The organism is Marinobacter sp. tcs-11, from assembly GCF_002049515.1.
Taxonomy (GTDB): domain Bacteria; phylum Pseudomonadota; class Gammaproteobacteria; order Pseudomonadales; family Oleiphilaceae; genus Marinobacter; species Marinobacter nauticus.
Genome location: NZ_LLYU01000004.1, coordinates 24,204 through 47,333, shown reverse-complemented (window position 1 = coordinate 47,333; position 23,130 = coordinate 24,204). Strand labels below are relative to the sequence as shown.

22 protein-coding genes and 1 tRNA gene are annotated in these 23,130 nt (G+C 57.4%); 9 read left to right on the top strand and 14 right to left on the bottom strand.

All coding sequences use genetic code 11. The features are described 5' to 3' along the window. The first annotated feature begins 32 nt into the window (after positions 1 to 32). From ARC85_RS06360 to ARC85_RS06335, 6 genes are all read left to right on the top strand, one after another. Positions 33 to 296 (top strand): hypothetical protein, encoded by a 264-nt coding sequence (locus ARC85_RS06360; protein ID WP_286714541.1) that lies wholly within the window; start codon positions 33 to 35, stop codon positions 294 to 296. Positions 297 to 298: 2 nt separating this feature from the next. Next, positions 299 to 946 (top strand): hypothetical protein, encoded by a 648-nt coding sequence (locus ARC85_RS06355; RefSeq protein WP_286714540.1) that lies wholly within the window; start codon positions 299 to 301, stop codon positions 944 to 946. An 86-nt stretch (positions 947 to 1,032) separates the two neighbouring features. Then, positions 1,033 to 1,227, top strand: coding sequence for a hypothetical protein (locus ARC85_RS06350; protein WP_286714539.1), 195 nt, complete (start codon positions 1,033 to 1,035; stop codon positions 1,225 to 1,227). Positions 1,228 to 1,240: 13 nt separating this feature from the next. Beyond that, the gene (locus ARC85_RS06345; RefSeq protein WP_286714538.1) at positions 1,241 to 1,615 is read left to right on the top strand and encodes a hypothetical protein; all 375 of its coding nucleotides are present in this window, start codon (positions 1,241 to 1,243) and stop codon (positions 1,613 to 1,615) included. Then, on the top strand, positions 1,596 to 3,590 hold the full coding sequence (locus tag ARC85_RS06340) for a hypothetical protein (RefSeq protein ID WP_286714537.1): 1,995 nt from the start codon (positions 1,596 to 1,598) through the stop codon (positions 3,588 to 3,590). Before ARC85_RS06345 ends, ARC85_RS06340 begins: the two co-directional genes overlap by 20 nt. A gap of 843 nt (positions 3,591 to 4,433) precedes the next feature. Beyond that, the gene (locus ARC85_RS06335) at positions 4,434 to 5,063 is read left to right on the top strand and encodes a DUF2335 domain-containing protein (protein WP_286714536.1); all 630 of its coding nucleotides are present in this window, start codon (positions 4,434 to 4,436) and stop codon (positions 5,061 to 5,063) included. Between the two features lie 341 nt (positions 5,064 to 5,404). On the opposite strand, the gene ARC85_RS06330 is transcribed toward ARC85_RS06335, so the two are convergent. The 4 genes from ARC85_RS06330 to rpsU form a co-directional block, all read right to left on the bottom strand. Beyond that, a tRNA-Ile gene (locus ARC85_RS06330) sits at positions 5,405 to 5,481 on the bottom strand. Between the two features lie 60 nt (positions 5,482 to 5,541). Beyond that, the gene (rpoD, locus tag ARC85_RS06325) at positions 5,542 to 7,398 is read right to left on the bottom strand and encodes an RNA polymerase sigma factor RpoD (protein ID WP_011784189.1); all 1,857 of its coding nucleotides are present in this window, start codon (positions 7,396 to 7,398) and stop codon (positions 5,542 to 5,544) included. Positions 7,399 to 7,516: 118 nt separating this feature from the next. Further along, the gene (gene dnaG / locus ARC85_RS06320) at positions 7,517 to 9,268 is read right to left on the bottom strand and encodes a DNA primase (RefSeq protein WP_286714535.1); all 1,752 of its coding nucleotides are present in this window, start codon (positions 9,266 to 9,268) and stop codon (positions 7,517 to 7,519) included. A 154-nt stretch (positions 9,269 to 9,422) separates the two neighbouring features. Next, positions 9,423 to 9,638, bottom strand: coding sequence for a 30S ribosomal protein S21 (rpsU, locus tag ARC85_RS06315; protein WP_007153483.1), 216 nt, complete (start codon positions 9,636 to 9,638; stop codon positions 9,423 to 9,425). Between the two features lie 233 nt (positions 9,639 to 9,871). Here rpsU and tsaD point away from each other — a divergent pair, with 233 nt between their 5' ends. Continuing rightward, positions 9,872 to 10,927 carry a tRNA (adenosine(37)-N6)-threonylcarbamoyltransferase complex transferase subunit TsaD gene (gene tsaD, locus ARC85_RS06310; RefSeq protein ID WP_011784191.1) on the top strand — a complete coding sequence of 352 codons (1,056 nt, stop codon included), beginning with the start codon at positions 9,872 to 9,874 and terminating at the stop codon, positions 10,925 to 10,927. A 12-nt stretch (positions 10,928 to 10,939) separates the two neighbouring features. Here tsaD and plsY read toward each other — a convergent pair whose 3' ends face one another. Beyond that, on the bottom strand, positions 10,940 to 11,533 hold the full coding sequence (gene plsY, locus ARC85_RS06305) for a glycerol-3-phosphate 1-O-acyltransferase PlsY (RefSeq protein ID WP_014420447.1): 594 nt from the start codon (positions 11,531 to 11,533) through the stop codon (positions 10,940 to 10,942). 141 nt (positions 11,534 to 11,674) lie between these two features. Here plsY and folB point away from each other — a divergent pair, with 141 nt between their 5' ends. Both folB and folK (ARC85_RS06295) read left to right on the top strand, forming a co-directional pair. Then, positions 11,675 to 12,046: a dihydroneopterin aldolase gene (gene folB / locus ARC85_RS06300; RefSeq protein WP_014420448.1), complete on the top strand. Its 372-nt coding sequence runs from the start codon at positions 11,675 to 11,677 to the stop codon at positions 12,044 to 12,046. After that, complete coding sequence (gene folK, locus ARC85_RS06295) at positions 12,043 to 12,567, top strand: 2-amino-4-hydroxy-6-hydroxymethyldihydropteridine diphosphokinase (RefSeq protein ID WP_011784194.1); 525 nt, start codon at positions 12,043 to 12,045, stop codon at positions 12,565 to 12,567. The genes folB and folK (ARC85_RS06295) overlap by 4 nt, the downstream gene beginning before the upstream one ends. Here folK (ARC85_RS06295) and pgi read toward each other — a convergent pair. The 9 genes from pgi to ARC85_RS06250 all read right to left on the bottom strand — a co-directional run bounded on the left by pgi (position 12,541) and on the right by ARC85_RS06250 (position 23,128). Next, complete coding sequence (gene pgi / locus ARC85_RS06290; protein ID WP_153740773.1) at positions 12,541 to 14,202, bottom strand: glucose-6-phosphate isomerase; 1,662 nt, start codon at positions 14,200 to 14,202, stop codon at positions 12,541 to 12,543. The genes folK (ARC85_RS06295) and pgi overlap by 27 nt on opposite strands. Positions 14,203 to 14,249: 47 nt before the next feature. Beyond that, positions 14,250 to 15,098, bottom strand: a complete 849-nt coding sequence (gene panC, locus ARC85_RS06285; protein WP_011784196.1) for a pantoate--beta-alanine ligase — start codon at positions 15,096 to 15,098, stop codon at positions 14,250 to 14,252. Continuing rightward, positions 15,095 to 15,889, bottom strand: coding sequence for a 3-methyl-2-oxobutanoate hydroxymethyltransferase (gene panB, locus ARC85_RS06280; RefSeq protein ID WP_011784197.1), 795 nt, complete (start codon positions 15,887 to 15,889; stop codon positions 15,095 to 15,097). The genes panC and panB overlap by 4 nt, the downstream gene beginning before the upstream one ends. 137 nt (positions 15,890 to 16,026) lie before the next feature. After that, positions 16,027 to 16,524 (bottom strand): 2-amino-4-hydroxy-6-hydroxymethyldihydropteridine diphosphokinase, encoded by a 498-nt coding sequence (gene folK, locus ARC85_RS06275; protein ID WP_286714534.1) that lies wholly within the window; start codon positions 16,522 to 16,524, stop codon positions 16,027 to 16,029. Further along, positions 16,521 to 17,888, bottom strand: a complete 1,368-nt coding sequence (gene pcnB, locus ARC85_RS06270; protein ID WP_273030067.1) for a polynucleotide adenylyltransferase PcnB — start codon at positions 17,886 to 17,888, stop codon at positions 16,521 to 16,523. The genes folK (ARC85_RS06275) and pcnB overlap by 4 nt, the downstream gene beginning before the upstream one ends. Positions 17,889 to 17,981: 93 nt before the next feature. After that, positions 17,982 to 18,269 carry a hypothetical protein gene (locus tag ARC85_RS06265; RefSeq protein WP_273030069.1) on the bottom strand — a complete coding sequence of 96 codons (288 nt, stop codon included), beginning with the start codon at positions 18,267 to 18,269 and terminating at the stop codon, positions 17,982 to 17,984. Positions 18,270 to 18,596: 327 nt separating this feature from the next. Further along, the gene (locus tag ARC85_RS06260; RefSeq protein WP_121208295.1) at positions 18,597 to 19,991 is read right to left on the bottom strand and encodes a sigma-54-dependent transcriptional regulator; all 1,395 of its coding nucleotides are present in this window, start codon (positions 19,989 to 19,991) and stop codon (positions 18,597 to 18,599) included. Positions 19,992 to 19,998: 7 nt separating this feature from the next. Beyond that, entirely contained in the window at positions 19,999 to 22,962 is a 2,964-nt protein-coding gene (locus ARC85_RS06255) for an ATP-binding protein (protein WP_286714533.1), read from the bottom strand. Then, positions 22,952 to 23,128 (bottom strand): hypothetical protein, encoded by a 177-nt coding sequence (locus ARC85_RS06250; protein ID WP_011784202.1) that lies wholly within the window; start codon positions 23,126 to 23,128, stop codon positions 22,952 to 22,954. The genes ARC85_RS06255 and ARC85_RS06250 overlap by 11 nt, the downstream gene beginning before the upstream one ends. Between the last annotated feature and the right edge of the window lie 2 nt (positions 23,129 to 23,130).

Below are 23,130 nucleotides of genomic sequence, written 5' to 3'. Positions count from 1 at the left end.
CCGGCAGCCGGGAACAATGGGAGAAAGGAACGATGATGCAGTACACCAAAGCCGGTGTTATCACCGAACAGGAAGCCCGCCAGCTTGAGCAGTCATTGCAGGATGCCCGGTCAGGCAGGCTCGGTGCCTTCACCGTGATGATGCAGACAGACAGCGACATTCAGGAAGAAATTAAGCATGATCCGCTGTATGCGTCCGACTCGCTGGCGGAACTGCGGGAAGCCCTGGAAGCACACCGCCGGGTAACTGACCTGATGGAAACAGCGGTGAGCCGCCTGGAACGGATGCGGGGGTAATCGTGATCGGGTTGAATCTGACTCTGTTCATAATCGTTAATGAACGGACCCGTAAACCACTAAGCGTGCTGATTCCTGCCGATGATGCTTTGTACGGTTTGCTAGAGAGTACTGCAGCAAGTGATCAGATTTCAGACCGCCGTTTTATCGCATCGGATATTGAGCTATCACCGGAAAACGGAATCATGCTCACCCTATCGAGCGGTAAGCCCCTGATGTACAAGCCTGTCTATTGGACTAATGCCTGGTACGGACTGGGACTGGAGCAACGGCTATACCGTTGTGGAGAGATTACACAGAAGTTGATCCTATCTTTGTTTTTCTTTCAGCAGAAACGCAGGCACGGCCAGCGAAAGGAGGGACGCACAGATAAAGACGTTATCAATTATCTAGTTAATCTGGTTCATGCCTACCGTTTCTTAGTGGAGGGTGAAAAAGATGATCCGGAACCGGTGCCACTTCGTGAAGCAGCCCGCGCGGTGGCCTACGATGCTGAAACTCAAGAGCCAAGGTTCCTTTTCCTAATGCCTGACGATGGCGCTATTCCTTGGCCTGCCAGTTGGACGAATGATGGTGCGACGCCTGGCACTGAACAAGGAATTGAACGACTGAGAAAAAGAGCGGATAGAGATAAACCAAATGGGTACTAACACTCTTTTGTCCCAAGTGGTGTAACCCCCGCCTGTATCGTTATTTCCCGATGGTTCCACATCACATTCAATCGGGAGATAACACCATGATTACCACTGAACAGCTAGCCGAAAAATTCCACGTCAAACCGAACACTATTCGCACCTCACTGTGCCGAAAAGGGCACTGGTGCGGCCTGCGCCCCGTTCGCCTTCCTAACCGCTTTCTGGCCTGGCCTGATGACGCCGTTGAACGGCTGTTGGCCCAGTCGCAAACCACCACCGAAAGCCAGCAAGCGTAAGGGAGAATTGATCATGTCTGTCATTCAAGTTGAAGCCTTTGAAGCACCGCTGTCCTGGCCGGTATCAGAAAGCGCAAGGTATGTCCTGAGGGACTCGGAGGACCGCGTTTTCATTACACCCCGCGGTGCGTGTGTACGAGATGCGCGGGCAATTAAGAAGGCAAAAGCGGATGACCAGCCGATGTATGAACTGAATGGCCGGGTTTTCATGCCTCTGGATTGGTTGTTCTCTGATGCTTGGCCCGCTGCGAAATTGCCCAGAATCAGAAAAGTTTGCCCGGCAGATGTTCCGGTGACGTTTTACACCGCAATGACAGAAAGGCTGCCCGGCAGACTGGTGGAGGTGAAAGTGGTGAGGAGTGTGTCTGATGTCTTTAACAAGCACTGAACAGATAGTCCCGGACATAACACCGGGGCTAATACAGCCGAACCTGGAAGCAGTGCCGGAGGAACTACAGCGATACCGGCAATGGATAGTCTGGAAAGCTGAAGAAATGACAAGGCGGGATGGCACCAAGAAGATAACCAAGGTGCCGTACAACCCCGCAACCGGAAAGAAGGCCAGCACGAGGAACCCGAAACACTGGGGCACCTTTGATGACGTGTATGAAGCGTATCTGCTGGAAGGCTACACCGGCATAGGGTTCGTCTTCACCGCCGATGATCCGTTTGTAGGGGTAGACCTGGATAACTGTTTTGATGAGTCCGGGAACCTACGGGATGACGCACGGCGGGCGGTGGATGAATTGCAGTCATTCACTGAGAAATCACCGTCAGGTAACGGGCTGCACATTATCTGCAAAGGGGCGTTGCCCGGTGATGGTCACTGCGACAATAAGGCCGGTCGGGAAATATATCAGGAACGTCGTTTTTTCACGATAACGGCTGATGTAGTGGAAGGATTGGGCACCGTTGAAGCAGGCGGTGCCGCCCTCAAAACGCTGTATTCGGATTGGTTCGGACAATCCGCCAGCACTGACGCAATTCACACCGTGGGTGATCTGGATTGGGATGGTGATGCACCGCGGGTGTCATTGGATGATATGCGAATAGGCGAGGACTGGAAAGCCCTAGTCCGCACTGGTGAGGGACCGCTGGCAAAGAACTATCCAAAACATGGTTCAGACGAGGTGGACCGCTCGGAAGCCCTTTATGGGGTATGTCAGGAAATGGTGAGCGCTGGAGTGAACAAGGAATCAATTCTGACAGTGCTCACCTACAAGGAATACTTTTTGGCTAGTGCGGCGCTGGACCGTCGGAGCGGCAACAGGCAATCCGCCATGCAGTGGCTCTGGGAGCACACCTTGGCAAAAGTGCTGGCCATAAGTCGCGGGCTTGCTGATGAGTTCGATGATGACGTTTCGGTTTCTGGTGATGATCCGTTGGGTTGGATAGGAGGCTTCGAGGTGAGCGATGACGAAATGGATGAGATTCAGAATTCTGAGTTCATTGCTGATGGGCTGATCGTTCGCGGTCATTTGGTAGCAGTGGTGGCAGAGGCCAACGGCGGGAAGACCACTATATTTTTCCATCTCGCCGGACAGATGGTCGAGAAAGGTTACACCGTGGTTTACGTGAATGCTGATGTATCGGGTGGCGATGCCAAACCCTATCACGCTATGGCGAAAGAGAAGGGTATCCGGTTGTTGTTGCCAGACATGAAAGTCGGCCAGTCCATGGATGGTGTAGTGAAAATGCTTGAAAAAATGAGACTGGCGGAGGGTGATTATTCCGACTACGTGTTCATTTTCGATACTTGGAAGAAGATGTGTGATGTTCTTAGCAAGCGCGATGCAAAGAACGTGTTTATGACACTGAGAGCGCTTACAGCGAGAGGGATGACAATCATTCTTCTGGCTCACACAAACAAATACAAAGGGGTCGACGGAATGCCGGTGTATGAAGGCACTGTGGACCTGAGGAATGACTGTGACGAGCTGATCTACTTGCTGCCAGAAAAACGGCCCGACGGCTCCATGGTTGTTTCAACGCTTCCCGATAAGACAAGGGCTGCAATAGACAAGATCACCTGGGAAATTGATCAGCGCCGGAATGTCCGATTGCATGAAAGCTATGAGGACGTGCTGACGCGGCGCAAAGAGCGGGAACAGATAGCTACGGATCAGGATGTTATTGAAAGGATTGAGGAGCGGTTGCAAAAGAGGGAGGCAAAACAGTCTGAACTACTCAGCTACTGCAAAGAGCACGGTATTTCTTCCCAGCGCCGTGTCCGGCGGTGTCTTCAAAGATACTCCCAAAAGGATCAGACGATTAGCACCGTGCTGTGGTGGGAATCTGAGGGAGAGGCCAACAATGCGAAAATCTATCGCCTGGCAGACGTGTTCGATGATTTGCCTGCATAGGGTGGTTGCTGTGCAAGTCCGCCCCTTGAAAAAGTGAATAACGAACAGACCGGAAAAAGTGGAAAACCGGTAAAAGTGACACCCGATTCTGCTTCAAGTGGAAGATACCACCGGTGGGAACCGTTGGGGCTGTGGGGTTTGATCACTTTTACCGGTTTTTATAGTTTTATCAGTTATTACTTTTTTAGGGGGCATACTCCCGGTGGGAGTTCCTAGGATTGTGGAGCCAGGGAAAGTTTGAAGATAGTCCTGAACCGCGCTCAGCGACCCCCGCGGTGATGGATTTTGGGTTGGAAGGACCCTGCTTTCACTTTCTCGGTTGTTCGAGCGCCGGGGGAGCCTGGTCGCAGCCTTGTGAAGCGATGCAAGGAAGTGGCAGCAAACTCTTTCTAAGCATAGGGGAATATAGTAGGTTGTCTTTAGATGGTGTTTTGGCGAAAATTACCCCCCCAAAGAGGTTTAAGCCAGGGGGGCGGGTCTAACAAGCCATCCATCTAGGCGCGGGGGCGGAGAACTCCAAAGTGCCTTAAAGCTAATCACGTTACGGCACTCTAATCGCTTTTTCCTGTTCCTCGTAGTATATACTATAGATGTGATGGACATTGTTCCGTGCGTTGAAGCTCTAGATTATAGAGGGTCGCCTCTAGGAGGCAATCATGAGTAAAGCATTGAAAAGTAAAACAAATTATAGAGTCGGCCGCATGGCCAAGGCTTGGGGCACTCTCGTAGACATTGCTCCAAGTAGTGGTTATGACGTACACATCATTCACTCGTCGGATGCCGATGCCCTGCGCTCCGATTTAGAGCGAGTCAGGGACTATTTGAATAAGGCGCGTAGTATTTATGACGCAGAATGGTCAGAAGCCGCCGGTGGAGGCGATAGATCAGAAAGAGAAGTTCGAGCCAGTTGCCGAGGCTGAAACTGAAGCTGAATCTGTGGCCAACGAAGAGACTGCAGGGCGTGGAGGCGAGGCTCGAGAGGATGTTGACAGCTCTGCTGCTACGCAAGTTGCATACAACGGAGGGCACGAAGAACAAGAGCTGACTGCGGAAGAGCGTGTTGAGCTTGAGCAGCTCTTAGAAAAAGACGACGCTCAGAGAGTTGTTATGCAGCGCTCTATGTTTAGTGGGCCCTTGCCGCCTCCGAGCATACTAGAGGGCTATAACGGTGTTCTCGATGGCGGTGCTGAGCGGATAATGCGCCTTACAGAGAGGGAGCAAGAGCATCGGCACTACATGGAGAAGACAGCTGTAACTGGTCACATTCGATTAGATCGCAGAGGTCAGTACCTAGGCTTCGGTGTTGCAATTATTGCACTACTTTCGGCGACCTATTTGATCTCTACCGGTAATGTCATATCTGGCACGATAATCGGCACCTTGGATTTGGTGGGTCTTGTTGGCGCGTTTGTCTACGGTCGCCACATTGATTCTAAGAAAGACGGGCCTAGCGATGACAACGGCGAGCGCTAAATATAGTTGCCTTAAGTAATTTCTGTTATTTTTCCTAGCCAATTTGCTGATTGCGTTGAAACCTCTTGCCTTGTTTTCGCCCGCCAGCGCCTCCGAAATTCGAAAATCTCCAATCCTTCTTTAGATGATGCAAGTGGTGGGAGCGCAGGACGCCTTGAGTCGCGCTCCTGTACTAAGCGGTGTGGGGGCGGCCTGTTCTTATCTCGTGGGGCTTTCTGTGCGATCGAGTCTTAACGAATGTGTTAGTCATCCGTTGTCTAAATCTGCTTACATATTGCTTACAAATCTGTGTTCCAGAAACAGCAAAGCCCGCATAAGGCGGGCTAACTCATTGAAAATAATGGTGGGCCCAGCTGGACTCGAACCAGCGACCAAGGGATTATGAGTCCCCTGCTCTAACCAACTGAGCTATAGGCCCGGAAAAGAAAACGGGCGCCATTATACCCACGAGGGGTGGCGCCCGCTACTGTTTTGGGGATTAACCGTTGCCCTGGTCGTCAATGAAGCCGCGCAGGTGATCGGAGCGGGAAGGGTGGCGCAGTTTGCGCAGGGCCTTGGCTTCGATCTGACGGATACGCTCCCGCGTAACATCGAACTGCTTGCCGACTTCTTCCAGAGTGTGGTCGGTGTTCATCTCGATACCAAAGCGCATTCGCAGTACTTTGGATTCCCGAGCGGTCAGGCCGGCCAGCACGGAGCGGGTGGCTTCGCGCAGGCCTTCAGCGGTGGCAGAATCCACTGGCGACAGAGCCTGGATATCTTCGATGAAATCGCCCAGATGACTGTCTTCGTCGTCACCAATGGGTGTTTCCATGGAGATTGGCTCCTTGGCGATCTTCAGCACCTTGCGGATCTTGTCTTCCGGCATATCCATGCGCTCGCCCAGCTCCTCGGGTGTGGGCTCGCGGCCCATCTCCTGCAGCATCTGGCGGGAGATGCGGTTGAGCTTGTTGATCGTCTCGATCATGTGCACCGGAATCCGGATCGTGCGGGCCTGATCCGCGATGGAGCGGGTGATGGCCTGGCGAATCCACCAGGTAGCGTAGGTGGAGAACTTGTAGCCACGACGGTACTCGAACTTGTCCACCGCCTTCATCAGGCCGATGTTGCCTTCCTGGATCAGATCCAGGAACTGCAGGCCGCGGTTGGTGTATTTCTTGGCGATGGAAATAACCAGACGCAGGTTGGCCTCAACCATTTCCTTTTTGGCGCGGCGGGCTTTCGCCTCGCCGATCGACACCCGGCGGTTGATTTCCTTGATGTCGGCCACGTCCAGGTCTACTTCGGTCTGAACGTTCTGGATACGCTTCTGCAGGCGAACGATTTCGTCCACACGCTCACCGATCGCGGCCGCATAGGGCTTCTTGGTGGCGGCGATTTCGCCGGCCCATTCCAGATCGGTTTCGTTGCCCGGGAACCATTTGATGAAGTCTTTGCGCGGCATTTTGCAGTCGCGTACACAGATCTGCATGATGGCGCGCTCATTCTCGCGGACCAGGTCGTTGGTTGAACGAACGACGTTCACCAGTTCGTCAAACGCCTTGTTGGCCAGCTTGAACGGGGCGAAAACCTGGCCCAGTTCGTTCAGGGCTTCCTGGGTTTTCTTGTGCCCACGGCCGTGTTTGGCCAAGGCCTTCTCGGCAGCGTCCAGCTTCTCTTTCAGCAGCTCGAAGCGCAGCCGGGTTTCTTCCGGATCTGGCCCGTTGTCGTTGTCGTCTTCGCTGGAGGTGTCGTCATCGTCGTCATCGCTGCTGGTATCGCTGTCATCAGCAGAGGTGTCTTCGGTGCTGGTGTCTTCGCCCATGAACGGCTCGGCGTCGTCCGGGTCGAGGAAGCCGGTGACGATGTCGCTGATGCGACCTTCATTCTCGATGATGCGGTCGTAGGCCTGAATCACGGTGCCGGCGGTGCCCGGGAAATGTGCTACAGCGGCCATGACATCGCGAATGCCTTCCTCGATGCGCTTGGCGATGACAATTTCGCCTTCGCGGGTCAGCAGCTCAACGGTGCCCATCTCGCGCATGTACATGCGCACCGGATCGGTGGTGCGGCCAGCGTCGGTCTCAACGGCGGCAAGAGCAGCAGCGGCTTCGGCGGCAGCAGCTTCGTCGGCAGTGGAGTCACCTTCGGTCATCAGCAGGGTATCCGCGTCTGGTGTCTCTTCGCACACCTGGATACCCATGTCGTTGATCATCCGGATAATGTCTTCAACCTGATCCGGATCTGCGATATCTTCCGGGAGGTGATCGTTTACCTCGGCGTAAGTCAGGTAACCTTGTTCCTTGCCTCGTGCGATGAGGTCTTTCAAACGTGATTTCTGCGAATTGCCTGACATAGACACCCTGTGAACTCGCTTTTAAAAAGGAAAAAAGTTAAACAGCCATTATAGCTGTCGCTCGGTTGCGCTGCCACCGAATGGTTAGATGGTGATCAGGGCAACAGGTTTCAAGTGCTCAGCTTTCAGCCTTCGGATTTAACGTACCGGCGCTGAGCGTTCGCAGCTCCTCCCGTTCTTCCGGGGAAAGCTGTGCCAGGTTCCGGAGCAGTGTTGCCAGCCTCTGCTGACGCGCGGCCTCTTCATTCGGGCTTAACAGCTCTCTGGCAGCTGCCAGTGTGCTTTCCCGGGCCGGTATGTGCTCCAGTTCGTCAAACAGGTTGTAAAACCTGTCCCTGGCCTGTTTGTTCGTGGCCAGCCCCGCGACCAGTGTCTTGCGGGTCTGAATTTTTTCTTCCAGTAACCAGCGGGCAAAACGCCCCGCGCGTTCAAGCTGCCGGGTGCTGTCTGCCAGAGCTTTCACTTCGGTTGCCAGTTCCGGTGCTTCCAGCAAGGCCAGGCACAAGGTGCTGTCTTTGCTGAGTTTTACGTCAATCCGCTCTTCCGTGGGCCGGCTTTGGCCTTCACCGCGCCAGCCCCGTGCCTTGGTATTCTGGCCCTGCTGGCGGTTCTGCCACTGGTTGCGGCCGCCGCAAAGGCGCAGCATTTCGTGCCACATGGCGTCCCGCAACGTGCTGCGGGGCATCTTGTTCAGCAAGGGCTCAACCCGTGCCCGAAGTTCGCCTCGGTGTTCGGGCAACTGCAGATCAAGGCCCTCGCTCTGGCGATCAAACAGATAGCGTGAGAAGGGTGTGGCGCCCTCAATACGCTTCTGAAATGCGTCCGGCCCTTCTTTGCGCACCAGTGTGTCCGGGTCTTCGCCTTCTGGCAGCATGAGGAACTGCAGGTGCAGCCCGTCTGCCATCAGTTCCAGGGCATTCTCCATGGCCCTGTCCGCTGCCCGAAAACCTGCCTGGTCGCCGTCAAAACAGAACACGATATGCCGAACGTGCCGAAGCAGTGCGGTCAGGCTGTCCTGGTTGGTGGCCGTCCCCAGAGTCGCCACCGCGTAATGGATGCCGTGCTGGGCCAGCGCAATCACATCCATATAGCCTTCGACCACCAGCAACTTGTCCAGTTGTCGAATGGCTTGCCGGGCCTCGAACAGGCCGTAGATTTCCCGGCTCTTGTGGAAAACGTCCGATTCCGGCGAGTTAATGTACTTGGCCTTGTCGTCACCCAGCGTGCGCCCGCCGAAGGCGATGGTTTTGCCTCGGGTGTTCCGGATGGGAAACATAACCCGGTTGCGGAACAGATCCCTGGGGCGGCCGTACTGGTCCGACACCGTGCGGGTCTCAATCAGTGGTGCTTTAAGATCCTTCGGGGCGGCGTCGTAAAGTGCCGTGCCGGTGCCCGGTGCAAAACCAATCTGATACTGCTGGATAATGCTTTCATCCAGTCCCCGCTGCTTCAGGTAGTCCCGGGCATAACCGCCTTGCTGACTGGCCAGTGCTGAGTGATAGAACCGGTTGGCAAACTCCAGGGCATCGGTCAGTGTCCGCGCCTGTTGCATTTCCTGTTTGGCAGCTCGGTCGTACGGCACTTCCAGCCCGGCACGCTTGGCCAGTTCTTCTACCGCTTCGGTAAAACCCAGGCCCTCAAATTCGCGAACAAAGCTGATGGCATCGCCATGGGCTCCACAGCCAAAACAGTGATAGAAGCCTTTGTCCGGTCGAACGTTAAATGATGGCGTCTTCTCGTCGTGAAACGGGCAGCAGGCCTTGTAGTTGGCTCCGGCTTTTTTCAGCGTGATGCGCGAACCGATCAGCTCCGCCAGATCAATGCGATCCAGCAGGTCTTCAACAAAGCGTTGAGGGATCAATCCGCTCATGGTGGCTCCACTTCAGCCGGGGTGCCCGGTGCGAAGGCATTTTCGCCATAGCCAAAAATGCCGCCGAAGCCAGGCCTCGGCGGCATTTTCAGCTTGCCGGGTGGGGCGAAACGCCGTTCCGGCAATCAGTTGTGCAGTCGATGCGCGCCTGAACTCAGTACAGACGCTCGAACTTGCGCTGTTCCCGCTGAAGCTTCTTGAGATGACGCTTAACGGCAGCAGCTGCTTTACGCTTACGAACAGCGGTCGGCTTCTCGTAGTGCTCACGACGACGTACTTCAGACAGTACACCGGCCTTCTCGCAGGAACGCTTGAAGCGACGCAGTGCTACGTCAAACGGCTCATTCTCTTTCACTTTAACAGCTGGCATTCGAAAATCACCTACCTGATAGATTCGGTTTCAATTTGTTCCGTCGGCCAGTGCCGTACGGGCTCGATCCCTGGTCAGATTGGCTAAAACTCGACCAGTGCTAATTTAGGGCGGCAATGATAGCCGCTGGGCTGGCCAAGGTCAATCACTGTTCAACGAAACTGCCGGAAGCTTTCGGGTTTCTGCTAAAATGCCGCCCACGTACCCGACACCCCTTGGATGTAGTGCCCATTATGCTGATTCTTGGTATTGAAACCTCCTGCGATGAGACCGGTGTAGCCCTGTTTGACGCTCAGCGGGGACTGCTGGCCCATGCCCTTTACAGTCAAATCGGTATGCACGCCGATTATGGCGGCGTGGTGCCTGAGCTGGCCTCCCGGGATCATGTCCGCAAGCTGCTTCCTTTATGCGATGAGGTACTGGCTCAAGCCGGTAAAGCCCGTTCCGATATCGAAGGTATCGCCTATACCGCCGGGCCGGGGTTAGTGGGTGCCCTGATGGTGGGCGGCTCGGTGGCGCATGCCTTGGGGTTTGCACTGGGGATTCCGGTGTTGGGCGTGCATCATATGGAAGGTCACCTGCTGGCGCCCATGCTGGAGGACAATCCGCCGGCGTTCCCGTTTGTCGCGCTGCTGGTGTCCGGTGGCCATACCCAGTTAGTGCGGGTGGATGGCATTGGTGAGTACCAGATGCTGGGTGAATCGGTGGATGATGCCGCCGGCGAGGCGTTCGATAAAACTGCGAAAATGCTGGGGCTGGATTATCCGGGTGGCCCCCGGGTAGCTGCCCTTGCGGAAAAGGGTCGAGAGGGGCAGTACCGTTTTCCCCGCCCGATGACCGATCGTCCCGGCCTGGATTTTTCCTTCAGCGGCCTGAAAACCTTCACCCTGAACACCGTGAACGACGCAAAAGATAAAGGTACGCTGGATGAGCAGGTAAAAGCAGACATTGCTCTGGCGTTCGAAGCTGCGGTAGTTGATACCCTGGTCATCAAATGTCGCAGAGCCCTGGAGCAAACAGGGTGTAAGCGGCTGGTCATTGCCGGCGGGGTCAGCGCCAACAAGCGGTTGCGGGCGTCACTGGAAGCCATGGCAGAAAAGCTGCGTGGTTCAGTGTTCTACGCTCGTCCGGAGTTCTGCACCGACAACGGTGCCATGATTGCCTATGCCGGTGCGCAGCGGCTAAAGGCCGGTCAGCAGGATGGCGAGCGGATTGTGGCGGTCCCCCGGTGGCCTATGAACACTTTGCCGCCAGTGGCGGAACCGCGTCAGAACGGCCTCGTGGACTAGCCTGATCAGACGCTAGAGTCCGGTTTCCCGCCCCTGGGCCAGGCGAATCAGGTTGTTGCGGTGACGCACCACAATCAGCAGGGTCAGCAGTCCGAACAGGGGCAGGGTTTCCGGTTCCAGCAGGGCGCTGATGAGTGGGCCGCTGGTGATCGCCACCAGAGAGGCCACGGCTGAAATGCGCCAGCGCCACATCACGCCCAGCCACAAGCCTGCCATGATGGCGGTGGTGAGCGGCGCCAGTGCCAACCCTGCCCCGAGGGCCGTGGCAACACCTTTGCCCCCTTTGAACCGATAGAATGCCGGGATCATGTGTCCGGTCACCGCGCACAGGGCAATCATGGCCTGCACCAGAATGGACATGCCAAGGCTTTGACCGAGCCAGACGGGCAACCAGCCCTTGAACGCATCCAGCACCAGGGTTGCCAGCGCGGGTTGCCAGCCACCTGCCCGGTACACATTGGTGGCTCCGGGGTTGCCGGAACCCAGGGCGCGAGGATCTGGCAGTTTCCAGAGGCGGCACACTGGTATCGCGAACAGCACGGAACCCGCCAGATAAGCGCTGGCGCAAAGCAAGACAATCGCAACGGGTTGGCTAAAGACGTCCATGGCGTAACCGCTGTACAGAGACTGGGCCCTGTGTTCTGTGAGAAAATGCCGCCCGCATCAAGGCAGGCTGGTTGTCCGTCACAGTATCGTCTGCCTGTGTAATATTCAATCAGCCATCAGTGGAAGGCTCGGGAGACCGGTTTGGCAAATGGCAAATGGGACACAGTCCTGATCGAAGGACTGGCGGTGGAAACCGTGATCGGGGTGTACGATTGGGAACGTGAAGTCACACAGCGGCTACTGGTGGATCTGGAACTGGCGTGGGATAACTCGGTGCCCGGCGCCAGTGACGATGTTGCCGATGCACTTGATTACGCCGCCGTTAGCGAGCGGGTCAGTCAGTGCCTGCAAACGCTGCAGCCGGAGTTGCTGGAGCGGGCCGCAGAGGAAGTTGCCCGTTTGCTGCAGAGCGAGTTTGGCGTGCGTTGGCTGAGGCTGACGTTGAGCAAGCCCGGTGCTGTGCCGGCCGCACGCTCGGTGGGCGTGAGAATTGAGCGGGGGGCACGGGCATGAAACGTGTATACATCAGTATCGGCAGTAATATTGAACGCTATCGCCATGTCAGCGCGGCGCTGGATGCTCTGGCCGGTTGGTTTGGAGAACTGGCCATTTCTCCGGTTTACGAGAGCGAATCGGTCGGCTTCGATGGCTCGGATTTTCTGAACCTGGTGGTGGGTGTGGATACCGATATGTCGGTAGGAGAGCTTTCCCGGCGCTTCAAAAAACTCGAGGCAGACAACGGCCGCAAAGCTTCGGCGCCCAAGTTCAGTCCAAGGACTCTGGATCTGGATATTCTCACCTGGGGCGATGCGACCGGCACCCTTGATGGGGTTGAACTGCCCCGGGCTGAAATCCTAAAAAACGCATTTGTCCTGAGGCCGCTGGCCGATATTGCTCCGGACGAATTGCACCCTGTGTGTGGAGAGAGCTATCGCAGCCTCTGGCAGTCTTACCAGAAGGACCAGAAGCTCTGGCCCGTCGATTTCACCTGGCAGGGGCGTCAGATCTCAAGTTCCGGAGCGGTCGCGGAATAACCGGATCAGGTTGTCGGTGGCGCTGTCTCCAGCGCTGCCATCTTCACTCTCGCCCAGCAGTTTCGGAAGAATTTCGTTGCCAATCTGTTTGCCCAGCTCCACGCCCCATTGATCAAAGCAATCAATATCCCAGATCACGCTCTGCACGAAGGTGCGGTGTTCATAAAGTGCAATCAGTGCCCCCAGGGTGTGCGGAGTCAGGCGTTCCATCAGCAGGATGTTGCAGGGCCGGTTACCGGGAATGGCCTTGTGTGGGGCCAGCTGGCGGGCGGCATCACCATCAAGACCGCCGGCCAGCAGTTCCTGTTCGGCCTCTGCTTCCGTCTTTCCGGCCATCATGGCCCGTGCCTGAGACAGACAATTGGCAAACAGAGCAGCATGGTGGCTGGCCACCGGATTGTGGGACCTCAGGGGAATGATGAAGTCGGCAGGAATCAGCCGGGTACCCTGATGAATCAGTTGGTGATATGCGTGCTGGCCGTTAGCTCCCACGCCGCCCCAGAGCACGGGCCCGGTAGGGTAATCCACGCTGATGCCATTCTGGGTTACGCGCTTGCCGTTACTCTCCATATCCAGCTGCTGAAGGTGCTCCGGCAGGTATTTCAGGTATTCGTCATAGGGCAGTACCGCATGGCTCTCGGCGCCCCAGAAATTGTTGTACCACACGCTGAGCATGGCCATGATTACCGGCAGGTTTTCCCGCTCGGGCGCTTCCCTGAAATGGGAGTCCATGGCATGTGCACCGGCGAGTAGCTCCCGGAATGCCGCCATGCCAAGCGTTAACGCAATCGGCAGGCCGATGGCGGACCAGAGGGAATAACGACCACCTACCCAATCCCACATGGGAAAGGTGTTGGCGGGTTCGATGCCGAACCGGGCCGCTTCTTCGACGTTGGCCGTGACTGCCATGAAATGCTGGGAGACCGAGGCTGCGTTGCCACCATTATCGAGAAACCATTGCCGGGCGAGCAGGCTGTTCTCCAGGGTTTCCTGGGTACGGAAGGATTTTGACTGCACCAGAAACAGCGTGGTGTCCGGATTCAGGCATGCCAGGGTTTCGGTAATGTCGGTGCCATCGATGTTGGCGACAAAGTGACAGTTAATGGAGCCCTGCCAGTACGGGCGTAGCGCCTCGACGGCCAGCTTCGGCCCGAGAAACGAGCCTCCGATGCCAATACTGACAACGTCGGTAAAACGGGCGCCGGAGTGGCCGGTGCGTTCACCACTGTGAATGCTTTCAACCAGCGCTTCCATCTTCCCCAGTGTGCGATGGATTTCGGGAATGACGTTGTCGCCGTTCACCCGAACCTCGCCCTGTTCACCCTCACGAAGGGCGGTGTGCAGGGCGGGGCGTTGTTCCGTGAGGTTCACCAGACCGCCCCGGAACAAGGCCGTACGACGTTCCTCCAGACCACAGGCCCGAGCCAGGTTGAGCAGAGCCTCCAGCACTTCGTCCGTCAGCCGGTTGCGGGAGAAATCCAGCGACAGGCCTGCACCCTCTACCAGGTAACGCTGGGCACGGCCCGGATCCTGCTGAAACAGCTCCCGCATGGGTAGGTGTTCGAGCCGGGCTTTGGCATCGTTGAGAGCTTGCCATTCTGCTCGGCTGGTGAGCGCAGGGTGTTTCTCAGGCATCAGGGGGTCCCTTCCGTTGTCTGGGGGTGAGGCTCCATAGTGAGGTTTCAGCGCGTGATCGAGAGGTTATCAATCAAACGGGTGGTACCCAGGAACGCTGCGACCAGTAGTGTGAGCTCGCGGTCATCCTTGCTGGCGGGCTTCAGGGTCAGGCTGTTGACGATGTTGAAGTAGTCCGGCCTGAGCCCTGCCTCAGACAGTGCATCGCGTGCCTCCTGCTCGAGGATGCTGTAGTCGGTGCGTCCCTGTGCCAACTGGTCAGCGGTATGACGGAGTGTTCGGAACACCACCGGAGCGATGCCCCGCTCCTGCTCGGACAGATAGCCGTTACGGGAGCTCTTCGCCAGGCCATCGTCTTCCCGCACCGTCGGCGCGCCAATCACTTCCACCGGAATCATCAGATCCCGGGCAAGTTTGCGTATCACCGCCAACTGCTGAAAATCCTTTTCGCCAAACACGGCAATGTCGGGCTGGACCATGTTGAACAACATGGTAACCACGGTGGCCACGCCTTCAAAGTGGCCCGGCCGGCTGGCGCCACAGTGGCCCTCGCTGACTTCGGGAACCACCACCTTGGTCTGATTGGCGAGCCCTTCCGGGTAGATCTCTTCAACGCCCGGGGCAAAGACCAGAGTATTGCCCGCTGCCGCCAGCTTTTCCTGGTCTTCAACCAGGGTTCGCGGGTAGGTGTCCAGGTCTTCATTGGCTCCGAACTGCATCGGGTTCACGAAAATACTGGTGACGACGATATCGGAGGCCTCGGCCGCCTTGCGCACCAGCGAGATATGGCCCTCGTGCAGGTTGCCCATGGTGGGTACCAGGCCGATGGTCTTGCCCTGCTGGCGATAGCCCCGCAGAATCGTGCGCAGTTCTTTGAGTGAGTGTACGGTTCTCATGCCTTGAACGTATGCTCCTCGGCTGGGAAAGTGCGTGCTTTGACGGCTTGGGCATAAGCCGCAATGGCTTCCGGGATGGAGTCGGTCTCGGCGAGGAAGTTCTTCACGAAACGGGGTTTGCGGCCGGTGGTGACGCCCAGCATGTCGTGCAGTACCAGTACCTGGCCATCGGTATCCGAGCCTGCTCCGATGCCGATGACCGGCGCCTTCACGGCCTGGGTGATACGAGCGGCGAGCGGGGCCGGTACACACTCCAGAAGGATGAGATCGGCGCCGGCGGCTTCCAGTTCGCAAGCATGCTCAATCATGGCCTCGGCGGCCTTCTCATCACGTCCCTGTACCTTGTAGCCGCCGAACTTGTTGACGAACTGTGGCGTCAGGCCCAGGTGGGCACAAACAGGCACACCACGTTCACTCAGGGCTTCGATGGTGTCCTTCATCCAGTCGGTGCCTTCCAGCTTGACCATGTGGGCGCCGGCGCGCATCAGCTCCGCAGCATTGTCCAGTGCATCGGCAACGGTACCGTAAGACATGAACGGCATATCAGCCATGATCAGGGCGCCTTTGTTACCGCGGGCGACACAGCTGGTGTGATACACCATCTGATCCATGGTCACCGGGAGCGTACTGTCGTGGCCTTGCAGCACCATACCAAGAGAGTCGCCAATCAGGATGACATCAACGCCAGCCTCGCTGACAACCTGAGCAAAGGTTGCATCATAGGAGGTCAGTGCCGAGAAGGCTTCGCCTTTTTGCTTGTATTCCCGCAGGGTATTGATGGTAACTGCCATAGGATCCTTGCCTTTTGGGTGGATGGGCCAGTTTTGGACCGGGGTCGACCGGTGCTCAGAGCGTTAATGTAAATCCCGGATATATCAGACACAAGAGTAGCATGGTCTTCCGCACCTGGGTGCCATGAGGAACCTGGTCAGGGGTGCGCCTGGGCTGGCAGCTTGCGCAGCTGGTTGTCCGGGCAATGTCGGCGCAGTTCCGAAACGCTGGTGCCGTCCGGCAGTGCCAGTTCCGGGGCCAGGTCCAGCAGGGGTTGCAGGACGAAATCACGGTTGGCCAGTTCCGCGTGGGGAACGGTCAGGCGTGCGTCGTTGAGGGTTGTCTGACCAAACAGCAGCAGATCCAGATCCAGGGTGCGTGGTCCCCAGTGCCTCAGTCGCTCACGGCCGTGGGCCTGTTCAATGGCTTGCAGGCAATCCAGCAGTTCGTGGGCAGAAAGATCGGTACGCAGATGAACGGCACCGTTCACGAAATCTGGTTGATCCTGCGGGCCGACGGGGCGGCTGGCATAGAACGGAGATTGCGCTACCAGTGTGGATTTGGGTAAGCCCGCGAGTTCCGACACGGCTCTTGCCAGTTGGGCTGCAGGCTGTTCCAGATTGCTGCCCAGCCCAATATAGGCATCGACAGTCATGGCTGGGGCGGTTTTCTTGCAGGTTTGCGCTTGCGACGGCGCTTTTTCGGACCACCGGAGCCCAGCTCGGAAAGCATTTTTTCCTGCGCACGCTCATCCGCCTGCTGGAATTCCGTCCACCATTGCCCGAGGCCCGGCTCAATTTCGCCCGCGGCTTCCCGCACCAGCAGAAAATCGTAGGCCGCCCGGAAGCGCGGATGGGTCATGGTACCGAACGCTCGTTTGCCCTGGCGACGGGGTAGCCGCATCTGCAGTTCCCAGATTTCTTTCATGGGGCCCGAGAAACGTTTCGGTATCGCGGTTGCCTGCACCTGGCGGCCGATCACCTTGCCGATGGCGCCGTGCAGCGCCGGCTGAACCGGATCGCCATTGTCCTGGCGCCTGCGCCATTCCACCTGCAGAGCCGGCCAGAGCATGGCCGCAAACAGGAAATACGGGGTCACTGATTTGCCCTGGGCAATCCGGGCATCGGTGTTGCGAAGGGCTTGCAGTATCAGTTCATCGGGTTCGCCGGCATCCAGTGCCCGGGCGGTCTCCGGGAACAGTGGGGCCAGCAGACCATAGTTCTGAAGCAGGCGATAGGTTGCCTCGCCGTGGCCGGCGGAGAACAGTTTGAGGACTTCATCGAACAGCCGGGCCGGAGGGATGTGCGCCAACAGTGGGGCCAGCTCCCGAATGGGGGCCTCCGTTTCCGGCTCAATCTGGAAGTCCAGTTTGGCCGCAAAACGAATGGCGCGCAGCATTCTCACGGGATCTTCCCGATAGCGGGTTTCCGGGTCGCCAATCAGGCGGATCTGACGGTTTTTCAGATCCTGCACGCCGTTGGCAAAGTCGATAATGGAGAAATCCCGGATGCAGTAATACAACGCATTGATGGTGAAGTCGCGCCGAAGTGCGTCTTCTTCCTGATTGCCATAGACATTATCCCGCAGTAACAGACCATGTTCACTGGTCTTGTGCTCGTCGTCGGCCAGGTCGTCATCGGTATCCCGGGCATTACCGCGGAAGGTGGTTACTTCGATGATTTCCCGCCCGAACACCACGTGCACAATGCGAAAGCGGCGACCAATCAGGCGGGAGTTCCGGAACAGGTCGTGAACTTCTTCGGGTGTTGCGTTGGTGGCTATGTCGAAGTCTTTGGGGTGTCCGCCAAGTAGAATGTCGCGAACGCCACCGCCCACCAGATAGGCCTCGTAGCCGGACTTGTTCAGACGGTGCAGTACCTTCTTGGCCGGTTCACTGATCATGGAGCGGGAGACATTGTGCTGATCCCGCGGGATCTCCTGCCGCTGGTAGTGGCGGGCTTTCTTCTTCCCGTTGCCGGGAATGAAGGAGCGTAGTTTTTCAACAAGTCGTTTAGGCATGGAATTCCGTGTTTGCGAAGCGCAAAAACGGGGATTTTAACGGTTTGCGCAGGAATTGCACATGTTTGACGGAAATGCCAGTGAATAAAGTGGTCATGGAGGCCTGTTGAGGGAAGGCTGTTTTTGGCAGTCCGGAAAATCAAAAGGCGGATCCGTTTCCACGAATCCGCCCTGAAAGCGTTGACGATCTGCATTGTTTTTGTTGTTGCCGGGATTCTTTTTGATTCTTTTACCCCACTGTGTTGTCCCCAAGATAAGGACCTTAAGCAATGCAAACGGAAAGCTTTGAATACATAGAGCGGCCAGTAACACGGTGCGGGTTATGGGAGTATCTGCAGTGTCGCCTGGAAGACGATTCTTCTCTACATCTACAACTCGCACGTGTCGTGGGACCCCTAAAAAGCATAGTACCCAAAACACTCAGTTCGCTTGCACCCTGTTCTTGTTTTTGTTGCCGGGCGCTCGTGCAGCTATTTGTTTTTGTTTTGGCGCTGCGTTGTCACTTTTGTTTTTGTTGTTGTGCGCTTATTAGAGTGCAGTGGTCGTGCCAGTTTTCTAAAAGCCTTTTTAAACAGGGGGTTATGAAAAAGAGGTATGTAAGTGTTACCCCGTATCTCCTGAAAGTGTTACCTGGGTCTCATGATCTGGACAGGAAGTGTTACCGAGAGGAACAGGCGGTAACAACTGATTCTGGGTTCATTCTTTGGGTCAGGCTTTTTTGCGGGGAATGCCCAGGCGTTGCCGACGCTCCCAAAGTGACTTTCGGCTGATGCCCAGCTTCTGCGCCAGCTCGGTCTCGCTCATCCGGTCCTGATTTTCAAGCACAAAGTGTTGGAAGTAATCCTCCAGCGACAGATCGTTGGACGAATCAACATCCCTTGCAGGGGTTTGTTCATTATTGCCTTCAACCAGTGTTTCCGGGATGTACTCGTCGGCGGAGTCGCTGTCCAGGTCCAGTACCGCCGGGGTAATGACATCGCCATCGGTCAGGATTGAGGCTCGTTCGATGGCGTTTTCCAGTTCCCGGACGTTGCCGGGCCAGCGATAGCGTTCCAGTGCCTGCATAGCCTCGGGGCTCAGAGACAGCTCCGGGCGACCAAGCTTGCTGGCCTGGCGTTTCAGGAACCGGCGGGCCAGGCCCAGAATGTCGGCGCGACGTTCCCGCAGGGGCGGTATGCGGATCTGCATCACATTCAGTCGGTAGTAAAGGTCTTCCCGGAACTCGCCGGTTCTGGTCATGGCTTTCAGGTTTCGGTGGGTGGCGGCGATCATCCGCACGTCCACGGTCCGGCTCTGGGTCGAGCCCACTTTGCGAATCTCGCTTTCCTGCAACACCCGCAGCAATCGGGCCTGGGCTTCGGCAGGTAGTTCGCCGATTTCATCCAGGAACAGACTGCCGCCGTCTGCCGCTTCAATCAGCCCGGTGCGGGCCGAGACGGCGCCGGTAAAGGCGCCTTTCTCGTGGCCAAACAGTTCCGATTCGATCAGGCTTTCGGGAATGGCCGCGCAGTTTACGGAGATGAGCGGTTTGCTGGCTCGCGGGCTGAGCAGGTGCAGAGCCCGTGCCGCCAGTTCTTTACCGGTACCGGATTCGCCCTGGATAAGCACTGTGGTCTCGGTGGGGGCGACTTTGCGAATCAGGGTGAACACCTTCTGCATGGGCTCACACTGGCCAAACATGATCTCGGATGGGTCCGAGTCGGGCCCGCTCGTGCGGGCGGCATCACCAGGGCCGGTTATTTCATCGGAAGCCGAAGACTTGCGTGCCAGAATATTCTCTACAGCCGCGAGCATTTCGTCATGGTCGAAGGGTTTGGCAATGTAGTCCACGGCGCCCATCTTCATGGAGTCAACTGCGGACCGCAAACTGGCATAACTGGTCATGATCAGTACCGGCGTGTTGGGGGCGCGGTTGATCATTTCCGTACCGGCGGCGCCTGGCAGGCGCAGATCGGTGATGACCAGGTCGAAGCTGTCCGGGTCGAGGCCCTCGGCTTCTTCCACCGAGACAGCATCTGCCACCTCATAGCCGGCGTGCTGGAGAAGTTTGCGAACCGCCGAGCGGATAATGTCTTCGTCTTCAACAATCAGAATACGGGGCATAGGGTGTTCACGACCTTTCGTTCGGGCTGCTGTAACCGCTGTCGGTATCAGGCTCGTAGGCAGGCAGGCGGAGTCTCACGCAGGTGCCCAGGCCGGTTTCCGGATTGGCCGGGCTTTCCACCTGAATGTTGCCATAGTGCTCTTCAATGATGCTGTACACCAGTGACAGGCCAAGCCCGGTTCCTTTGTTGGGGGCCTTGGTGGTGTAAAACGGTTCGAAAATATGATCCAGCTGGTCTGCCGGTATGCCGGAGCCTTCGTCAATGACCTCGATGATAGCGGAGTAGCCGTCGGCCTTTCCAGCAACCCGGATGGTACCGCCGTCTGGGGAGGCGTCCCGGGCGTTGGCCAGCAGGTTGATGAATACCTGCACCAGCCGTTGTTCATCTCCCAGCACCTGCAGGCTGGCGGGGCACTCGTTCAGAAAACTGATGCCGAGCCCCTTGTCACTGAGCGACAGCAGGTTGATGGATTCATCAATGCAGCGGTGCAGGCTGACCGGCTCATAACGGTTGGCGTGGGCGTGGTTGCCGGTACGTGCGAAGTTCATCAGCGACTGCAGGATGGTGGAAATGCGTCGGGTCTGCTGCTGAATCTGGTCTGCAGTTTCCAGAATGGACGGATCATCGGTTTCCAGTTTCAGGTTCTGGGCCAGAGACGAGATGCCGGTGACGGGATTACCGATTTCGTGAGCGACGCCGGCCGCGAGGCGCCCCACGGAGGCCAGTCGTTCGCTGTGCATCAATTCATCTTCCAGTAAGCGGGTTTCGGTCTGGTCCTCCACCAGGATGATCGAGCCGCCTTCGGTGTGATCCGGGCCGCTCAGTGTCGCCTTGTGCAGGTTCAGCCAATGTGGCTTGCCGCGAAGATCCAGCCTGTGCTTGTAGCGGTGCAGGTCGTCGCCTCGATTGAAATCGTCCAGCAGGGCGTGCCAGTGCTCCGGCAGGGCCAGCAGCTTGGCCCCGACCACTTCCTCGGCGGAAATGTTGGTGAGGCTTTCCATGGCATGATTCCACATCAGAATCTCGCCGTCTTCACCTACTGAACAGGCGGGGATGGGCAGATTCTGCAGGGTCTGCCGGTAGTGGCGGCGAAGGTTGTCCAGTTCGCCGGCCAGACCAGTGAGCTGATTCTGGTAATCACCCAGAGCCCGCTCCACGTAGCGAATATCCTGGCCGGTGCCACCATGGGTCAGCGGTTTGAAGCCCAGATGGCGCTTGACGATGTCCCGGGCGACCGAAGGCCCCAGCAGGCCAGACAGATTGATTTCCACCTGATCCCGCAACCGCCGCAACTGATAAGGCCGGAACTCGACATTGGGTAGCTTGAGCTGGTTCAGGGCCCGCTCCACTTCCCGGCGGGCGACCCGGATGCCCAGTGGCTCGGCCAGTTGCTGGACGAATTCGTTGGAGGATGCTGCCAGCAGTTCCCGCCGCTGCGGCCGGGACAGGGCGCCCAGCGAGCACGCCTGAGCGGCACTGGTTTCCTCCGGTGACGCCGGGCTGAGAATTGAGACCAGCGCGAACACACTGATGTTGGCGGTCAGGCTGACGAAGGTGAACAGGTGCCAGTTGTCGTAGCCGGGCGTAACCGGCAACTCAAGCCAGGACAGGATGTCTGCCGCCACCGAGAACGGCAACACCAAGGTGATCAACCAGATGAACAGGCCGGTAAACAGGCCGGCAATCAGGCCACGGCGGTTGCCTTCCGGCCAGTAGATGACGCCAAGCGCGCCCGGCAGCAGCTGCAGTGTGCCGGAGAGCGAGATGGCGCCCAGAATAGACAGGTCCAGGTGCTGGCCAATGGTTTCATGGAACAGCAGGGCCAGAAACAGGATGACGGCAATCAGTAGGCGTTTGACCCACTGCAGCCAGCGATAGATGTCACCTTGATCCCGGGGCGTCTTGAGCGGCAGAACAACATGGTTAAGCACCATGCCGGACAGGGCCAGGGTACTGACGATCATCAGTCCGCTGGCGGCGGAAAGCCCGGCAATGTACATGGCCATGGTCAGGACGGGGCTCTCCAGGGCCTGGGCTACGCCGATACTGAAAAAGGCCGGCGGAGCGTCAACCGACAGCGCCTGGCCACCCCAGACAATCAGCGGCACCGGCAGGCCGACCAGCAGCAGGTACAGTGGCAGCCCCCAGCTGGCCTTCGCGAGGGCACGGGGGGACGGGTTCTCACTGAAAGTCATGTGGTACATGTGGGGGAGCACCAGGGCCGCGGCGAACGACATCAGCAGCAGTGCCCGCCAGCTTCCGTCATTAATTGCCATGGTCATGGTGGCTTCCGGATGTGAAGTTTCCGCCAACCAGGCCTCAAGCCCGTTGGTACCACCGAAAACCGAGAACAGGATAACGCCGCCTAAAACCAGGAGGACAACCACTTTCACCAGGGAGTCGAAGGCGATGGCCAGTACCAGCCCCTGATGGTTGCCGGAGGCCTGATGGCGACGGGCACCAAACAGCATGGTGAACAGCACCACGATCAGGCTGAACATGACGCTGATAACTTTCGGCGGCGCATCCGGGGCGAGCAGGCTGGCGGAAACCGAGACTGCCTGAATCTGCATGCTCAGCAAGGCCAGAATGGCCGCAGCCGAATACAGGGTGACCAGGGTGCCCGCCCACTGACTGCGGTAACGATAGGCAAAAAGATCGGCCAGCGACGTCAGCTGGTAGGCGCGGCCTATGCGGAGAATCGGGTTGAGCAGAACCGGTGCCAGCAGGAAGGCGCCGCTGATGCCCAGGTAATAGGCCAGGAAGCCGTAGCCGGAGTCCGCCGCCATACCAATGGCGCCGTAGACGGCCCAGATGCCGGCATAAACCCCAAGGCTAAGGGTATAGATCAGTGGGTGGCGAACCCAGCGGCGCAATAACGTGCCCCGTTCGGTGCCCCAGGCAATGCCGAACAGAACGATCAGATAAAACAGGCTGGCCAGCAGCAGGCCGGTGGCGCTAAAACTCATTGGGATCCCGCCGCCATTCCAGCCAGAAACCGATAGCAATCAGCCCACCCCAGATCACGAAGGGGCTGTACCAGGCATTCTCCGGCGATGTCCACCAATCCAGGATATTGGGCGAAAAAATATAGATAGCCAGTACCAGCAGAAATACCAGGCGGTAGATATACATCG

Coding starts and splice junctions, on each gene's coding strand:
- rpsU (WP_007153483.1), bottom strand. CDS start 9,638: ATGCCAGCTGTTAAAGTGAAAGAGAATGAGCCGTTTGACGTAGCACTG.
- folK (WP_011784194.1), top strand. CDS start 12,043: ATGAAACGTGTATACATCAGTATCGGCAGTAATATTGAACGCTATCGC.
- plsY (WP_014420447.1), bottom strand. CDS start 11,533: ATGGACGTCTTTAGCCAACCCGTTGCGATTGTCTTGCTTTGCGCCAGC.
- panC (WP_011784196.1), bottom strand. CDS start 15,098: ATGAGAACCGTACACTCACTCAAAGAACTGCGCACGATTCTGCGGGGC.
- ARC85_RS06345 (WP_286714538.1), top strand. CDS start 1,241: ATGTCTGTCATTCAAGTTGAAGCCTTTGAAGCACCGCTGTCCTGGCCG.
- ARC85_RS06350 (WP_286714539.1), top strand. CDS start 1,033: ATGATTACCACTGAACAGCTAGCCGAAAAATTCCACGTCAAACCGAAC.
- rpoD (WP_011784189.1), bottom strand. CDS start 7,398: ATGTCAGGCAATTCGCAGAAATCACGTTTGAAAGACCTCATCGCACGA.
- dnaG (WP_286714535.1), bottom strand. CDS start 9,268: ATGAGCGGATTGATCCCTCAACGCTTTGTTGAAGACCTGCTGGATCGC.
- ARC85_RS06255 (WP_286714533.1), bottom strand. CDS start 22,962: ATGAGTTTTAGCGCCACCGGCCTGCTGCTGGCCAGCCTGTTTTATCTG.
- pcnB (WP_273030067.1), bottom strand. CDS start 17,888: ATGCCTAAACGACTTGTTGAAAAACTACGCTCCTTCATTCCCGGCAAC.
- ARC85_RS06360 (WP_286714541.1), top strand. CDS start 33: ATGATGCAGTACACCAAAGCCGGTGTTATCACCGAACAGGAAGCCCGC.
- tsaD (WP_011784191.1), top strand. CDS start 9,872: ATGCTGATTCTTGGTATTGAAACCTCCTGCGATGAGACCGGTGTAGCC.
- ARC85_RS06250 (WP_011784202.1), bottom strand. CDS start 23,128: ATGTATATCTACCGCCTGGTATTTCTGCTGGTACTGGCTATCTATATT.
- ARC85_RS06335 (WP_286714536.1), top strand. CDS start 4,434: ATGACGCAGAATGGTCAGAAGCCGCCGGTGGAGGCGATAGATCAGAAA.
- folK (WP_286714534.1), bottom strand. CDS start 16,524: ATGACTGTCGATGCCTATATTGGGCTGGGCAGCAATCTGGAACAGCCT.
- pgi (WP_153740773.1), bottom strand. CDS start 14,202: ATGCCTGAGAAACACCCTGCGCTCACCAGCCGAGCAGAATGGCAAGCT.
- ARC85_RS06340 (WP_286714537.1), top strand. CDS start 1,596: ATGTCTTTAACAAGCACTGAACAGATAGTCCCGGACATAACACCGGGG.
- ARC85_RS06260 (WP_121208295.1), bottom strand. CDS start 19,991: ATGCCCCGTATTCTGATTGTTGAAGACGAAGACATTATCCGCTCGGCG.
- panB (WP_011784197.1), bottom strand. CDS start 15,889: ATGGCAGTTACCATCAATACCCTGCGGGAATACAAGCAAAAAGGCGAA.